At 67.0% G+C, this 15,314-nt stretch carries 12 protein-coding genes and 2 pseudogenes; 10 read left to right on the forward strand and 4 right to left on the reverse strand.

What is annotated here, in order from left to right; all coding sequences use genetic code 11:
- The first annotated feature begins 426 nt into the window (after positions 1 to 426).
- The 3 genes from E1281_RS00005 (at position 427) to ctaD (ending at position 4,799) form a co-directional block, all read left to right on the forward strand.
- Positions 427 to 999, forward strand: a complete 573-nt coding sequence (locus E1281_RS00005; protein ID WP_131874997.1) for a hemerythrin domain-containing protein — start codon at positions 427 to 429, stop codon at positions 997 to 999.
- Between the two features lie 874 nt (positions 1,000 to 1,873).
- Positions 1,874 to 2,554 (forward strand): hypothetical protein, encoded by a 681-nt coding sequence (locus E1281_RS00010; protein WP_131874998.1) that lies wholly within the window; start codon positions 1,874 to 1,876, stop codon positions 2,552 to 2,554.
- A gap of 613 nt (positions 2,555 to 3,167) precedes the next feature.
- On the forward strand, positions 3,168 to 4,799 hold the full coding sequence (ctaD, locus tag E1281_RS00020; protein WP_243716427.1) for a cytochrome c oxidase subunit I: 1,632 nt from the start codon (positions 3,168 to 3,170) through the stop codon (positions 4,797 to 4,799).
- A gap of 418 nt (positions 4,800 to 5,217) precedes the next feature.
- On the opposite strand, the pseudogene E1281_RS00025 reads toward ctaD, so the two are convergent.
- Positions 5,218 to 5,413, reverse strand: a pseudogene (locus E1281_RS00025) (IS1380 family transposase); the annotation flags it as partial.
- Between the two features lie 342 nt (positions 5,414 to 5,755).
- On the opposite strand from E1281_RS00025, the pseudogene E1281_RS41625 reads away from it, so the two are divergent.
- The 5 genes and pseudogenes from E1281_RS41625 to E1281_RS41035 all read left to right on the forward strand — a co-directional run.
- Positions 5,756 to 5,925 (forward strand): annotated as a pseudogene (locus E1281_RS41625) (IS3 family transposase); the annotation flags it as partial.
- Between the two features lie 439 nt (positions 5,926 to 6,364).
- Complete coding sequence (locus E1281_RS00030; protein ID WP_243716412.1) at positions 6,365 to 6,796, forward strand: NfeD family protein; 432 nt, start codon at positions 6,365 to 6,367, stop codon at positions 6,794 to 6,796.
- On the forward strand, positions 6,793 to 7,743 hold the full coding sequence (locus E1281_RS00035; protein WP_131875000.1) for an SPFH domain-containing protein: 951 nt from the start codon (positions 6,793 to 6,795) through the stop codon (positions 7,741 to 7,743). Before E1281_RS00030 ends, E1281_RS00035 begins: the two co-directional genes overlap by 4 nt.
- A 587-nt stretch (positions 7,744 to 8,330) precedes the next feature.
- Entirely contained in the window at positions 8,331 to 9,512 is a 1,182-nt protein-coding gene (locus E1281_RS00040; RefSeq protein WP_165958717.1) for a PD40 domain-containing protein, read from the forward strand.
- A 1,095-nt stretch (positions 9,513 to 10,607) separates the two neighbouring features.
- Positions 10,608 to 10,832, forward strand: coding sequence for a hypothetical protein (locus E1281_RS41035; protein WP_207942997.1), 225 nt, complete (start codon positions 10,608 to 10,610; stop codon positions 10,830 to 10,832).
- A gap of 7 nt (positions 10,833 to 10,839) precedes the next feature.
- On the opposite strand, the gene E1281_RS00055 is transcribed toward E1281_RS41035, so the two are convergent.
- From E1281_RS00055 to E1281_RS00065, 3 genes are read right to left on the reverse strand one after another with little or no spacing between them, the layout of a single operon-like run.
- Positions 10,840 to 11,466, reverse strand: coding sequence for a TetR family transcriptional regulator (locus E1281_RS00055; RefSeq protein ID WP_131875002.1), 627 nt, complete (start codon positions 11,464 to 11,466; stop codon positions 10,840 to 10,842).
- 4 nt (positions 11,467 to 11,470) lie between these two features.
- Positions 11,471 to 12,601, reverse strand: a complete 1,131-nt coding sequence (locus tag E1281_RS00060; protein ID WP_131875003.1) for a hypothetical protein — start codon at positions 12,599 to 12,601, stop codon at positions 11,471 to 11,473.
- Positions 12,602 to 12,616: 15 nt separating this feature from the next.
- Complete coding sequence (locus tag E1281_RS00065; protein ID WP_207942998.1) at positions 12,617 to 14,140, reverse strand: hypothetical protein; 1,524 nt, start codon at positions 14,138 to 14,140, stop codon at positions 12,617 to 12,619.
- Positions 14,141 to 14,382: 242 nt separating this feature from the next.
- Between E1281_RS00065 and E1281_RS00070 the strand changes: the two genes are divergently transcribed.
- On the forward strand, positions 14,383 to 14,796 hold the full coding sequence (locus E1281_RS00070) for a DUF4982 domain-containing protein (RefSeq protein ID WP_131875004.1): 414 nt from the start codon (positions 14,383 to 14,385) through the stop codon (positions 14,794 to 14,796).
- Between the two features lie 40 nt (positions 14,797 to 14,836).
- A complete protein-coding gene (locus E1281_RS00075; protein WP_131875005.1) occupies positions 14,837 to 15,244 on the forward strand; it encodes a nuclear transport factor 2 family protein in 408 nt (135 codons plus the stop codon).
- The last annotated feature ends 70 nt before the right edge of the window (positions 15,245 to 15,314 follow it).

Below are 15,314 nucleotides of genomic sequence, written 5' to 3' on the forward strand. Positions count from 1 at the left end.
TTGAAGTGGTGACTGAACATGATCGCCTCCACCTCGATGCCGTTCATCGCGATGATGCGGCACTTGGTGTAGGGATCGGAGGTGTCGGGATCGACGGGCGCGACGTCCAGCTGGCCCCAATTGCGCAACTGGTCGTCCAGCGGGATACCGCGGTGTTCGAGCGGGTTGAACGCCACCAGGCTCACCCTTCCTGTCCGGTCTGGCACGGCTTCTGGCTCACGCCCGTACCCGGCTTATCGCGGTTCCCACAGGCTTTTCACATGGCGGACAAGTTTTTGCCATGTCTTCGACTCGCGTCGCAGGTCCGCAGGCACGCGCCATCATCGCGGGCGTTGACGAGGCGCCCCTCGCTTACCGATTCCAGAACCGGGTACCCACACGTCCATCGCCGTCCGGGCGGCACTTTCACCGAGGGAGGGATCGCTGATGCAGACCACACCCGCCAACGCCGAGACCACCGAGGACGTCGTCGACCTGCTGCGTGCCCAGCACGGCCGGATCAGGGACCTGTTCGACCAGGTCATGAACTCTGAAGGCACCGAACGCAGGAAGGCCTTCCAAGATCTCGTGAAACTGCTGGCCATCCACGAGACGGCCGAAGAGGAGATCGTCCATCCGATGGCCCGGCGGTTCCCCGGCGGCGACGGCATCGTCGACGACCGGCTGGCCGAAGAGCGCGAGGCCAAGGAACTGCTGTCCGAACTGGACGGCATGGACACCGACGACCCCGCGTTCCTGAAGTCGCTCGACAAGCTCCGCATCGACGTCCTGACCCACGCCCGCGCCGAGGAACGCTACGAGTTCGACCGCCTCAAGGACGAGTTCAGCCCGGCCCAGCTCAAGGGCTTCGCCGCTGCCGTCCGCGCCGCCGAGGCCACCGCGCCCACCCGTCCGCGTCCCGGCGTCGAATCCGCGAGCAAGAACATGCTGGCCGGCCCGATGGTGGCGGTGGTCGACCGAGTGCGCGACATGATCCGCAACGCCCGCGACAACAGCTGACCCGCCGAGAAGGCCATTGCCCTGCCGCGCCGCCACCGCCCGGGACATCGGCGGAGGCCCGGTAGCGAGGGTGTCAAACCCGCTCGCCTGGGTGAACAGAAATTCAAATGCTTCGTAGCTGACGGAGGCCGGTCGAGGCGTTCATTACCCAGACCCCCCAGCGCGGCGCCGAGGCCGCTTTCGGTGATGTCACGGTCTGGATCGGCAGGCGTCCAGGCAAGGCGGTGCACCGGCTTTCATGTCCGGTGGGCAGGAGGCGTCCTTCAAGGGCCGCGTCCACGCGTTCGAGGTGTTGGTGGGGTGCCATTCGGCAGGATCCGGTACGACAACTCCCAAGGCGGCGGTCGCGCAGATCCTAGGGCTCACCCGGGCCGGGATGAGGGCCGATCGGTGGGCGGCGTTCCGGTCGCACTACGGGATCGGGATTTAGTGCCGCCCGGAATCGAGGGCGCGCACGAAAAGGGCGGGGTGAAAGGGAGATCTGGTGGTTTCGCCGCAGCCACTTCGTTCCGGTGCTAGAGATCGACTCGCTGGCCGAGCTGAAACAGAATGCCGGGCGCGACCGCGCTGGCACAGGCCCGCACCTGCTTGGGCAACCGGTCGTCGCAGCTCCGGCCGGCCTGTCCAGGTAACGGCTCTGTCGCGGTTTCGGTGGTAGCGGAGGGTGTCAGCCCGTCACGCTGAGAGGTGATCAAGGGACCCTGTCTGGCCTGGTCACCGACGATGTGACGGACGAGAGCGAGCTGATTCGGGTGAGGCCCGCGGCCGGAAAATCGCGAACGCCGACGGATCCGGGCTTGGCGCCCTGGCGGCTGGTCCGCTATGCGGACGACTTCGTCATCATGGTCCACACACCGACGAACTTCGGGGACAGGTGAGCGAGGTCTTGGCGCCGATGGGCCTGATCTCCTGTCACCAGCAAAGACCCGGATTGACCGAGGACCCCGCGCTCCCGGTCCCGCAACTCCTGCGCGAGATCCGCGAACGCGGCTACACCGGCACCCAGAGCCTTCTCTACCGCTACATCACCCAGGGCCGTGTCGAGGACGACCGTCCCGGCCTGTCACCCCGCCGCCTCGCCCGGCTCCTGCTCGCCCGACCCGGTAATCTCAAGCCCGACCGGCACGAAATCCTCGCGAAGACCACTGACGCCTGCCCGGAGATGAGCGTTTCGCCGCACTGGTCCACGCCTTCGCCCACTCTCGGTCCCCGCCGCCAACAACAGGAACCGGCTGCAAGAGTGGAGCAGCGCCGCCGAGAAGGTGAACCTGCGCACGTACACTCGTTCACCCGCGGCCTACGACTCGACCCAGACGCCGTGTCGCTCTCCAGCGATTACCGCAACGGCGGAACCGAGGGCGTCAGCACCAAGACCAAGCTGATCAAGAGACAGATCCGGCCGAGCAGGCTTCCACCTCCTGCATCACCGCATTCTCCTCGCATAAGTCTTATCCGCCGATTCCATCGAAAGAGTTCCAGAGCAGAAAAGCATACAGTTCTTGACGTATTGCGGTGCTCCTTAGGTCTTTCGTTTCCACCGACTTTACAGCCGTGACGTTTTGGGGCGATGACCGGGGTAGGGGGCGCTGGGGCAGCATGCAGGGCTCGCACAGGCGTCTGCGACGACTGTCTCCGCTGATGGTGCAGGTGGAACCTAGGTCGAACAACGCTCCGGGGCAGGAGTGACAGCCATGGATTTGTCGGCGTACGAGCGAGCGGTGCTGCGGCGACTTTGCTCTGACCTCCATCGGCAGGACCCTCGGTTAGCATCCATGCTCACCGGGTCCCCTCCGCCAGGGGAAAAGGGGGCGGAGGTCTCGTGGCGGCCACCGCGGGTGGCGGTGCTCGTGGCGGCGGTGATGCTAGCGGCGGTGAGCTTCATGGTGGCGGCCGTGACGTCGCTGATGCAGCCGCCCTGCCGGCCCGGGACGACCGGCGCGCAGGTCACCGCCGGCACCGCAGCACCGTCCGAGGAGCGGCTTTCGGGCTCGTCAGCGCACAACAGGGGGCAGCCTGTCAAGGCTCCGCACGCCACACACCAAACCTTCCGACCGACATCGCCGAGCAGGTGCTGAAGCGGGACATTATTCGCACTCAGCTCATCGTATAGCCCTAGGAGTGTTCCGGTGACAGATTCGCAGCGGTCGGCCACTGAGCCGCCGACCTCACTGACCGCGCCGGCACGGGCGGTCAAAGGCAAGGTGGCGGTCGAATGGCTGACCACCACCGACCACAAAAAGATTGGTTACATGTACCTGATCGCCTCGTTCGGATTCTTCTCCCTGGCCGGATTGTTGGCGATGCTCATTCGTTCAGAACTGGCCGAACCTGGACTGCAGGTGATGAGCAACTACGACTATAATCAGATGTTTACCATGCACGGCACAATAATGATGTTCTTTTTTGCTACTCCGCTGTTCGCCGGGTTCGCCAACGTCATCATGCCGTTGCAGATCGGTGCACCGGACGTGGCCTTCCCCCGACTGAACGCGCTGAGCTTCTGGTTGTTCTTCTTCGGTGCTTTGGTTACTATTTCCGGTTTTCTGACCAGCGAGGGAGCCGCCAGTTTCGGGTGGACCGGCTACCCACCGCTGTCCGATGAGACGCGCTCCCCTGAGGTGGGCGGCGACCTGTGGACGGCGGGCCTGATCATGTCAGGTTTCGGCACGATCCTCGGTGCGGTCAACTTCATTACCACCATCATCGGCATGCGTGCCCCCGGTATGACCATGTTCCGGATGCCGATCTTCACCTGGAACGTGCTGTTCACCTCGATCCTGGTGCTCATGGCCTTTCCGGTACTCGCCGCCGCGCTTGCGGCACTGTGGGCTGATCGCAACCTCGACGCGCACATCTACGACCCAGCCAACGGTGGCGCACTGCTGTGGCAGCACCTGTTCTGGTTCTTCGGCCACCCCGAGGTCTACATCGTGGCACTGCCGTTCTTCGGCATCGTCACTGAGGTAATCCCCGTCTTCAGCCGCAAACCCCTGTTCGGCTACATCGGCATGATCTTCGCCAGCATTACGATCACCGGGCTGTCGATGACGGTCTGGGCCCACCACATGTTCGCCACGGGGCGGGTGCTGTTGCCGTTCTTCTCCTTTATGTCCTTCCTGATCGCCGTGCCTACTGGCATCAAGTTCTTCAACTGGGTCGGCACCATGTGGCGCGGGCAGATCGTCCTTGAGGCCCCGATGTTGTGGGCGATCGGGTTCATGGTGACGTTCCTGTTCGGCGGCCTGACCGGCGTGATCTTGGCCTCACCGCCCTTGGACTTCCATGTTCACGACTCATACTTTGTCGTCGCGCATTTTCATTACGTATTGTTCGGCACCGTGGTGTTCGCGATGTTCGCCGGGTTCTCGTTCTGGTGGCCCAAGATGACCGGCAAAATGCTCGACGAACGACTGTCAAAGATTCACTTTTGGATGCTATTCATCGGCTTCCACGCCACTTTCCTTGTGCAACACATGCTCGGCGCCAACGGTATGCCTCGCCGCTACGCCGACTATCCGGACGAGTTTTCCACACTCAATCTGGTGTCCTCGGCTGGCGCTGCGCTGCTGGGACTGTCAACCTTCCCGTTCTTGTGGAACGTCTGGCGCACCGCTCGCAAAGGCCAGGACGTGCACGTCGACGACCCCTGGGGTTACGGCAACTCCTTGGAATGGGCCACCTCCTGTCCGCCACCACGCCACAACTTCGCGTCCATTCCACTTATTCGTTCAGAACGGCCCGCCTTCGACCTGCACCATCCCCACATCGACACCGTTCACGGTCAGAACACGTTCCGATGAGGATCACAGAAGGGGCGACTCGCGCACCTGAAGACGGGGCATGAACAATCACAGCGGCGAGAAGTGACACCATGACCGAAAGTCTGAAAACCATGCTCAAGTACAACATCATCGACCCACTGCAGCGGATAGTAAGAACCGTCGCGGGCTGCTCGTCGGTTGGGCTTCTCTGGGGGGTTTCACGTTGCGTGACGGTGTGGCCGTAGGCGCCCTCATACGTCGGCACGCCCGCTTGCAACACAAGTTTCGTGTACCGGCCGAAAGCAGGAGGCCGAAACGCATGATGAGGTGTGGGGTGGACGCGGGTTTGCGAGTAAACGGGAAAGTGACTTCTACATCCCGGTGTCGAACTAACCTCGATCTTCCATGAGGTGGGTTGGGTCGGTCTAGGGTCAGTGGCGGGTCGGCCGGAGCCGGAGTCGGCGGCCAGCGCCACGAGGCCAGAGTTGGTTGGCGGCGAAGCCGTGCAGGGGCAGGTTGCGCAGGCCGGTGTCCTTGGCGCAGCGTATGCGGTCCTCGGCCCGGGCCTGGCGACGGTGACGCAACTCCAGATGGGCGAGCTACCCGCGCCGGGTGTTGGTGACGAAACACGTGAAGCGGCGCCCGTCGATGTCGGGAGCACTCCAGCCCATTGCGGCCGCCCGGCCAGTGCCCGCGCTGTGATGCACGGCGCGCCGACCGCGCCGCACGCGGGCTGGTCGATCACGCTCACGAGCCGTTGCCGTTCGGGCGTCGGCTGCCCTACGGGCAGTGCCCGCGGTGTGATCAGTTGCACGAGGGGCGCGCCACCACGCCGCGCCAGTCACCGGAGCGCCCGGGATACTCGACCGCAGCGGCAGCACGAGGAGATACGCGCGCATTTCGCGCCCGGCGGCCCGCATGGCCGCGCACTATGCGGCCCGGTATGAAGCGCCCCGGGTTTGCTGGAGGCTCGATTGCCTGGAGAGGATCGAGTCATGGCACGTCTGTCCCCTTATCCCCCTGAGTTGCGTCACCGTGCGGTGCGGATGGTCACGAGGTCCGTGCGGACTACGACAACGAGACCGCGGCCTTGCGGGCGGTGGCGGTGAAGCTGGGCATTCGCTCGCCCGAGACCTTGCGCAACTGGGGACGCGAGCGCGCGGAGCAGGCCAGGTGCGCGCCGCGCAGATCGGGGACCGGCGAGCGGCGCTGCAGGCGGCGGTGAAGGCGCGGCCGCCGCGCCGCCATCGGCCTGACCCGGCCGCATTTGTAAGCAGGCGCTGTCCTGCAGGCGCCGGGCCGAGGAGTTGCGGGCTGTGGCGGCCTGGTCGGCTGCGCACCGGCATGAGCAGGCCCCCTGACCCACGAACGTTGCGCGCCGTGGTGCACCGCAACGGCGCGGCGGTGGCATCACACGCAGGCGGCCTGGCATCGCCGCCATGCCGAGGCCATCAAAGCGAGCGAGGTGAGCAGCCGCCTCCCGGAGGGCGGTCGATTTGACCCTTCTCTTGTCGATCATCTGCCCCTGGTTGAGCTTTGTGTTTCACGGGGCGATATGGGGAAAGGGCGGCATGAGGGGGTTTGCGTTGGCGCAATACGCGTGGTTGATTTGGCTGGCGGTCGCCGCCGTGCTCGGCGTCCTGGAATTGCTCACCGTGACGATCGACCTGGGGTTGATCGCGCTGGCCGCGCTGGCGGGGGCCGGTGCCGCGGGGCTGGGACTTGGGCCGCTCTGGCAGTTCGGCGTATTCGCGCTGGTCGCCGCGGCCGGGCTGGGGCTCGTGCGGCCGTACGCCAAGAGGCTGGTCAACCGGGCGCCCGCGCTGCGCAGCGGGACCGCGGCTCTGATCGGCCAGGAGGCGGTAGCCCTCTCGCCCATCGACCGTGACAGCGGGCTGGTACGCCTGGGCGGCGAGGAATGGACGGCCCGCCCGTACGTCCCCGACCTGACCATCGCCGAGGGAACACGCGTCGAGGTACTGGCGATCGAAGGTGCGACCGCGCTCGTCCATCCGCAGGGAGGCAGTTTGACATGACCGGGTTCATCGTGGGCGCCGTGGCCGCGGTGCTGATCGTATTGCTGATCGTGCGCGCCGTGCGGATCGTGCCGCAGTCGCACGCGTCCAACGTGGAACGGCTGGGCCGTTTCCAGCGCACCCTGGGCGCGGGCATCCACGTGGTGATCCCCTTCGTGGACAAGGTGCGGCCGCGCATCGACCTGCGCGAGCAGGTCGTGTCGTTCGACCCACAGTCGGTGATCACCGAGGACAACCTCGTGGTCTATATCGACACCGTCATCTACTTCCAGGTCACCGACCCGCAGGCGGCGCAGTACGAGATCGCCAGCTATATCAAGGCGATCGAGCAGCTCACGACCACCACGCTGCGCAACGTCATCGGCGGGATGGCCCTGGAGATGACGCTGACTTCCCGTGACACCATCAACGCGGGGCTGCGCGGCGTGCTCGACGAGGCCACCGGTAAGTGGGGGATCCGCGTCAACCGGGTCGAGGTCAAGGCCATCGACCCGCCACCGACCATCCGGGAGGCGATGGAGAAGCAGATGCGCGCCGAACGTGACAAGCGGGCCGCGATTCTCACCGCCGAAGGTGCCCGCCAATCGGCCATCCTCACCGCCGAGGGCGAGAAGCAGAGCTCCATCCTGCGAGCCGAGGGCGACCGGGAGTCTCGTATTCTCACCGCGGCGGGGCAGGCGGGCGCGATCGAGACCGTCTTCGCCGCCGTCCACGCCGGCAATCCGAGCCCGGCCATCCTCGCCTACCAGTATCTGCAGACCCTCCCGCAGCTCGCCCGCGAGGGGAACACGTTCCTTGTGATCCCGAGTGAGCTCACCTCCGCCATGGAGACCGTCCGTAAAGCCTTCGACCAGCCCGACTCCGGCCGGCCCACGACGCCCGGGACGCCCACGAAACCGGGCACTCCCTCGACCGACGCGGGCAAGGGTCCGGGGCCCGCCGACTGACCGGATCGGTCAGTCGCCGGGTGGTGAGGTCGTCGAGGTCGGTCACCACCTGCTCGACGGTTTCGCGTTCCGTCGCGTAGTAGCGGGCCGTCCAACGCGCCACCAACTCCGGATAGACCCAGCCCGCCACATCGGCCGCGCCCTGCCGGGAGTATTCGGCCTCTTCGTGGAGCCGCCAATACCCATCCGATGTCTCCGACGCCCTGCTGGACCCTGATCGAGCCGACTCTCAGCGCCTGGCGCCAGGCTCGGCTCGACCGCCGGGCCGTGAACCTCCCCACCGCGCGTGGCGTCCACCGAGTGCGCCGATCTCACCGCGGGTTCCTTCCTGCACACGCCGACACCGACCGGACCAGGACATCGACGGCGGTCATGACGCGTCGGGACCCCGGAAATAGGAACCGTCAGCAAAGATCCAGGCATCGCTCCCGCCCGGCTGAATGACCAAGCCACGCACCGCCGACCCCGGACGCTGCGATCATGCCGTCCACACTCAGCGGCAACAGCGGCCGAGGGCCAGCGTGACCCTATTGCGAGACGCAAGAAGCTTCTTGCCGCGACGCCGTCGAACCGCCAGGCTGGCGAACATGAGGATTCGTCACTTAACCACGCTCGCGGGAGCGGTCGTCCTGACGTGCCTGCTGGTTCAGGTTCACGTACTGCCGGTCATGGCGGCAGCGGACACGGACACGTCGCCTGTCACGGCTGTGGGTCGGCTGTCGGGGGTGAACTTCGATCCGAACAAGGGCACCCTTGATGGCTCGCCGGTCGATCACCTGCCCGACCACATCCGGCTGCTCGACATCCAGCTGCCGGACGACGGCGCACCGCAGCGGGCCGACTGGTCTCCCGACGGGAAGCGCCTGGTTTTCCTCGATGCTCCGTTCGGTGACCTTTGGGAGTACGACCTGGCGACCGGTGCGAGCCGCAATCTGACTGAGACGTCTGTGCTTCACAAGGGGGTGCTACGGGCGCACCACCTGATTAACGGCGACGTCGCCCTGTGCGCGGTGACTGAGCGCAGCGCCGACGGTCCCGAGGGCGACCGCTTCCGCGGTGAACTGTGGGTGCTCCAGCGGCCCTTGGGCACACGTGCCCCGGTCCGTCTCGGCGAGAGCTGCTGGGAAGGCATCGCGGTATCCAAGCAACCGGGTTCCACCCGCATCGCGTGGAACCAGTCGACCATCGACTTCACTAAACCGAACGTGATAATCGAAGCCCTGGTGGGCAAGTCGAAGATCCTGACGGGTCGAATCGTCTACCGCAACGGCCGGCCGCGGATCGCCGATCGGCGGATCGCTCTCGACAAGCGCGATGTCTCCCTGGACACGCCCGCCGTCGAGGCGCAGGACTTCCGATCCCTGCCCGATGGGGACGCCGACTCCGACGACGAACTGATCTTCAGCGCCTACTTCCATAAGGGCGGACAGGCCATGGGTGTCAACCTCGACACCGGCGCCGTCGCTGATCACACGTCGTGGTCGCTGTTCTACGAGGAAGCGGAAGGCATCGACCCGTCCGGCCGTTACCTGATGGTCGAGCGAGACCTCGCGATCACCTTGTTCCCCGGCCTGGTCGACATCTGGCGCCTTCCGTTGGATGGCTCCGGAACGTTCGAGCGGATGACCACGTTCAACCACTACAAGGGCTTCGGGGCCAACAACCCGGTCGTGTCTCCCGACGGCACGCAAATGGCCTTCGGACTGAAAGTGGAGGGCGGTGCCGAGGGCGAGGGCAACGGCATCCTTCTGATGGATCTCAGCAGATGAGGCGGTGTTGGCGCTGGCGGAGGGTGGCCGTCCGGCGAGAAATGGCAAGCGTCGATGCCCGACTGCGGGGGAGGCCAAGTGACGGGACGGCCGGGTGTCAGTCGGTTGGGTGTGGCTTGTTGCACGGGCGGGTTCGGACTTCTCTTCCGGCCCCCGCGTCCGGACGCGCGGACACTGAACCTTTTCAGTCGGGTGATGGCTCCTCCTGAAGGGGCGCAGCCGGGGCCTGGTGTGATGCTGGAATGCCGTGCGCCATGATGGGCTGGTGGAGCGTGAGCCTTACCGGAGTGAGCTCCTGACCAGCCACAGGCCGGTCCACACGGCTGTGGCCAAAGGTGACGGCGCCGGCCACCACGAGGGCGCTGTTGATTCCCTCCTCGAAGGAGGCGCTACCGGGCTACCGGGTGCGGACGACGGCTCTGAGCACCGCCACGCCGAGGACCGCGCCGGTCTGCCGGGAAGTAATGCCGACACCCGACGCCAGGCCGCCCTCCTACAGGCTGACCGCCTGGATGGCGGCGCATGTTTGCCGTCGTGAGCCTCCCTGGGGAGACCGGGTCACCGTTGAGGTTGGTGAACACATACCCGCTGTCGCGGTACCGTCCCCCGTAGGCCGCGACCTCCGCACGCTGCCGATCCCGGTGCATCCGCAGCGCCGCGGTCGTGGTGCGGTCCAGCGCGATGACGCGGGCGCTGTGCGCGGTCTTGGGCCGGGCACACCTCCAGGCGGCCGTTCCGCCGCCGCAGCTGCCGGCAGATGGTCGCGGTGCCGTGCTCCAGGTCCACATCCACCCAGCGCAGCCCGGCCGCCTCACCGCGCCGCAGCGCGATCACATGGTCGGCGGCGTAGAGACGGTGGCCGCGGATGGCGTGCGGGACTGAACTCCTGGCAGGACGGCACCCCGCTCGACTTTCGCGGCGAGTTCACCAAGCACACCCTGATGCCCCCGACGTTCGTCCCCGGACCGAACCCCTACGGCCTCCCGCCGGTCCTGCTCGGCGCGCTGGGACCGGTGATGACCCGAGGTCGCCGACGGGCTCCTGGTGATGCCGTTCCACAGCCACCGGCATTTCCGCGAGCGCACTCTCCCGGCCGTGGCCGAGGGGCTGGAACTGGCGGGTCGCGAGCGGATCGAGGTGTACCCGCAGGCGATCGTCGCGATGTGCTGCCGGATCCAGGCGCGAGCTCATCGGGTGCGGCGTGGCGGGGTGCAGGCTGGTGACCGCGTAGACGGTCGGGCCAGCTCGACCGCGGGGTGGCGGAACTCGGGCGGGTGTAGTGACGGCATGGCGAACATCCTTCCTGATGATCGCCGGTGACCTCGGGTCAGCAGTCCGTGCTCCGGGGGAACCTCATGCCCGTGTTGATCGCGGGAGCCAGCCAGCGGTCGAGGAGGGCGCGGAGCCGGGCTTCGTCCTGCGGCAGCTGACTCGGGTGCTGCAACAGCGATGTCAGGAGTCGCATGATGATCTCGGCGAGACCGTAGAGGTCGTCTTCGCCGATGCCGGCGGCCGCCCAGTCGACGGGGAAGCGCCGCAGCATCTTGGCGCCGTAGGCGATGGTGTCCGCGGTGGTGGCGCCGCGGCCGAAGGCGCTTGAGTCCCCGAGTTGCAGCAGCAGGCTCAGCCGTGGCTCGGTCGGGATGGTCCGCACGCAGAAGACCATGCCCTCGACCACGGCCTCGGCCGGATCGCCGATCCCTTGGAGGTGGGCGATCAGCTGATCGACGAACGACTCCGCGCCCTGGGCCGCGACCTCACCGATGATGTCGCTGATCCGGTCGAAGTGCCGGTAGACGGTCTGGCGGGTGACACCGAGCTCGTTCGCGACGTCGGAGAGGGTCGTCTTGATGACGCCGTGCCTGTCGACGCAGCGGGCGGTCGCGTCGATGATGCGCTGCCGGGCCTCGACATCTGATGCGGGAGGCCGGCCTCCCCAGCCGTGGCGCGCCATGACCCTAGGATCGCACAGGCGCCGCGACCGATCGTGCCCTGGTCGCACGGAGAGCGACCAGAATGAATCCGGTTGCGGCGACGGTGCACAACGCGGCGTACCACAGGCTGCCGGTCGGCGTGCCCTGCTCGGTGACGCCGTTGGTCGCCGCGAAGTACGCCGGCAGTGCGATCAGCCACAGGACGACGTGGACGCCCAGGTACAGCGCCGGATAGGTCCGCGCGAACAGCGGCGACGCCACCGGGGTCACCGTGTCGGCGCGCACCGCGCGCCAGGCGTCCACCAGCAGGAAGAGGCCGACGATCCAGACCGCGGCGAGTTCGGCGCCGAGGATGGCCCGCTGGATCCCGAGCCGGTCCTCACCGCGGAAGGCCCCGCTGGGCGCGCTCACGATGATCATCGCCAGCGGGGTCAGGGCGCCGGCGACGACGGTACGCCGGCCGATCCGCCGTCCGGTGAGCGTGCCGCGGCCGTCCTTCTCCCCGACCAGGCGGAAGACGAGGTAGGTCAGGGCGCCGAAGGAGACGGAGGCGAACAGGAGCATGCTGTTCATCGGCACCGAGGCGAGCGCCGGCTGGTTGATCGTCTCGTTGTCGGTGTTCCAGGCCCACCACTTCAGCTGGGGCCCCAGGTGGTCGAAGATCTCGTAGAAGACCTGGCAGGCGAACGCGACCGCCATCGAGCCGAGCAGCGGGCCGCGCCGCGCGAAGACGCCCAGGGTCCGGACCAGCTCGTAGGCGAGCTGCGACAGTGCGGGGTAGAAGGCCACGATGTAGAGCGGCAGCCGGTCGTACATGAATTGCACGGTGAACACGTTGTGGGAGAAGATGAACCCGACGTGCTCCTCCAGGCCGAACCAGCCGGGGAAGTAGAGCGGCGGCTCGATCACGGCCAGGTACACGACCGAGGCGAACCACAGCGAGATGTTGACCGGATCGCCGTCGCGCCGCCACCGCCGCCACGCGTGGACGAGCGCGAACACGGCCCCGCCGATGACGAGCAGCTCAAGAACCGGCATGGTGCCGTTCTCGAGGCCGAGCGGGTTGCGGAAGTCGATCACGGGATCGGCGTCGTGGCAGGAGAAGCCGAGTCTCTCGGCGACACGCGCGGCCGCCGCGTCACAGGTGTGGTCCATTCCTCGCCTCCGGGGTCAGGTACCGACGCGGTCGTCACCGCGGCGGGCTCCACTGGACGACGCACGCCCCGGTCCGCGGTAGCCGGTGAAGTCGGTGCCCGGCGGGTCGCGCCGGGCGTCGAACCCGCCGGGCACCACCGTGCGGCCGATCCGCTGGCGCGCCTTGTAGCGCGCGAGGCCGAACCAGAACCTCGGGTCGGTGAGCATCTCCTTGAGCGACTTGTCGAGGTTGAACACCTGGGCGAAGGTCTCCTCGACGTAGGCGTCCTCGCGGCTGGTGGCGTTGATGGCGTTGAAGATCGGCCAGCTGAGGCGCGCGGCCAGCCTGCGCCGCCAGGGGGCGGCGACCTCGGTCCCGGTCGCGAAGCCGTAGGCCTGGTCACGCGCCATCGCGAGCATCCAGGGCACGTCGAGGGATTTCTTCTGCCGGTCGAGGAACTCGCGGAAGAAGGCCAGATCCACCGCGTCGCGGCCGCGCAGCATCTCACCGAGGATGAGCGCGGAGCGGGCTGCCGAACTCATCCCCTGGGCGTAGAACGGGTTGAACGCGCAGATCGAGTCACCGACGCAGACCAGCCCGATCGGGGGCACGTCGACCAGGTCGAAGCGGCGCCACTTGTTGCCGGTCGCACGAGTCAGATGCACGTCGGAGGTCGGTGTGCACGCACGCGCCGCCTGGCCGAAGGCCGTGGCCCTCACACGGGTCAGCGCGGCCTCGAATGCGTCGGTCTTGCGCGGCATCCGGATGCCCCACGACCCCATGCACACGATGGCGCGGTCGCCCTCGATCGGGAAGAAGTTGCTGAGGAATTCGTGCTCCTCGGGGTGGTCGCCGGTGTCCTGCGTCGGAGTGATGACCAGGTGCTTCCACCACCACGATCCGGGACGCCGGCCGGCGGGAGGCAGGTCGTACCACCGCGAGATGTAGGTGACTTTGGCGTCGAGGGTCTTTTCCGGCGGCACGGACCAGCCGGCCGCGCCGAGCCAGTCGATGACCGAGGACCCGCGCCCCAGCGCGTCGACGACCAGGTCGGCGGCCATGTAGCCCTCTTCGCCGTCGGCGGCGCGGTATTCGACTCCCTCGACGCGCCCGTGCGAGGTGCCGCCCCCGGTGGACCGCAGGCCGGTGACGGTCACGCCCTCCCGGATCTCGATGGCCGGCAGTTCACGAACCTTGTCACGCAGGACCCGTTCGATGAGCACCCGGGAGCTGTAGACCATCGTCATCGATCCGGACTTGCGCGGGGCCCAGCCGTCGTTCTCGCAGTAGGCCGCGTCCATCGACGGCATCAGATGCATCCCGCCGCCGGCGATCAGCGCCTCCTCGAACCCGGGGAAGATCTCGCCGATCGCACGGCGGCCGGAATTGAGGAGGAAATGCGGATGCTTGCTCTGCGGCACCCCCCGGCGGTGCTCCGCGCCCGGCGGAAGCTCGTCCCGCTCCAGGACGACCACCTCGTCGAAGTGCTCCGCAAGCACTCCGGCCGAGCACAGTCCCGCCACGCTGCCGCCGAGTACCACGGCCGTCCTGCTCCGCATCCGGACCTACTTTCATTCATACATATGACGGATGAATGTATGATTCGAAGGGTGGCGAGTCAACCCTGGACCGCCTCCAGAACGCCTCGCAGACTCCGTGAGTCCCGTTAGCCTCGGGCTTTCACGGGACGGCAGGTTGAGAGTGACCGTTCAGCACTCCAGCCGCACTTATTGATCGATGAGTCGTCGTTGCCGCTGGTAGTGGCACCTTCGGGCGCGGGCTTGGTGGCGGCGTCGCCGGCGTGACCAGTGCAGATGGAGTTCTGGCCGGTGCCGGGGCCAAGACCTGGGGCGGAAGCCCGTGGGCGTGGAGCGACACCGTCTCCAGCTGGACCTGGCCCGGCTTCGAAGCCTCGCCCATTACCGTCGAGGTCTACAGCGACGCCGACGAGGTGGAGTTGCTCGTCAATGGACGCTCGCTCGGACGGCGACCGGCGGGGGCCGGGCAGCGTTTCCGCGCCGGGTTCGAAACGGTCTACGCACCGGGCGAACTGGTGGCGATCGCCTACCGGGACGGCGCCGAAACCGGCCGCCACCTCCTGCGCACCGCCGAGGGGCCGCTGCGGCTGCGCGTCGAGGCCGACCGTCCGGCCATCACGACCACCGGCGGCGATCTGGCGTTCGTCACGTTCACGCTCTCGGTCGCCGTCGAATGACGAACGGGGCGTCCCGGTAGTGCCGGTATGGTGATCGATTATGGGGAGCGAGATCGAGCGGGTGGTCCGAGACTTGTACGAGGCCCGCGCGCGGTGGGATCTAGACGCCGTGGGTTCCTTGCTGGCCGAGGACGTCGGTTGGCATGAGCCCGGCGAGGAGGACTATTCGGGTCACCATCGCGGCCGTGACACGGTGCTGGCGCTCCTCGCCCGTCTCCGCGAGGTGACCGACGGGACGTTCACGCTGGAGCCCACCGACCTTCTGGTGACCGCCGAGCACGTGGTGGCCAAGATCCGCTGGTCCGCGCGCCGCGGTGATGCCCACGTGACGGGCAACGAGATCGCTGTCTACCGCATTCGTCACGGACAGGTGGCGGAGGCGTGGTTCTATCTCGATGGCCATGACCCGGAGATGCTCACTCAGGTCTTCTCGTACGAGAACTCCTGACAGAGCACCCCGCGGCTTGCTGAGGGCTCGCCCGGTGGCGGATCGGAAGGAAGGGGGAGCCTGCCTCGCG

This window comes from Actinomadura sp. KC345, from assembly GCF_004348515.1.
In the GTDB taxonomy this organism is placed as follows: domain Bacteria; phylum Actinomycetota; class Actinomycetes; order Streptosporangiales; family Streptosporangiaceae; genus Spirillospora.

Coding starts and splice junctions, on each gene's coding strand:
- E1281_RS00005 (WP_131874997.1), top strand. CDS start 427: ATGCAGACCACACCCGCCAACGCCGAGACCACCGAGGACGTCGTCGAC.
- E1281_RS00035 (WP_131875000.1), top strand. CDS start 6,793: ATGACCGGGTTCATCGTGGGCGCCGTGGCCGCGGTGCTGATCGTATTG.
- E1281_RS00040 (WP_165958717.1), top strand. CDS start 8,331: ATGAGGATTCGTCACTTAACCACGCTCGCGGGAGCGGTCGTCCTGACG.
- E1281_RS00055 (WP_131875002.1), bottom strand. CDS start 11,466: ATGGCGCGCCACGGCTGGGGAGGCCGGCCTCCCGCATCAGATGTCGAG.
- E1281_RS00060 (WP_131875003.1), bottom strand. CDS start 12,601: ATGGACCACACCTGTGACGCGGCGGCCGCGCGTGTCGCCGAGAGACTC.
- E1281_RS00065 (WP_207942998.1), bottom strand. CDS start 14,140: ATGCGGAGCAGGACGGCCGTGGTACTCGGCGGCAGCGTGGCGGGACTG.
- E1281_RS00075 (WP_131875005.1), top strand. CDS start 14,837: ATGGGGAGCGAGATCGAGCGGGTGGTCCGAGACTTGTACGAGGCCCGC.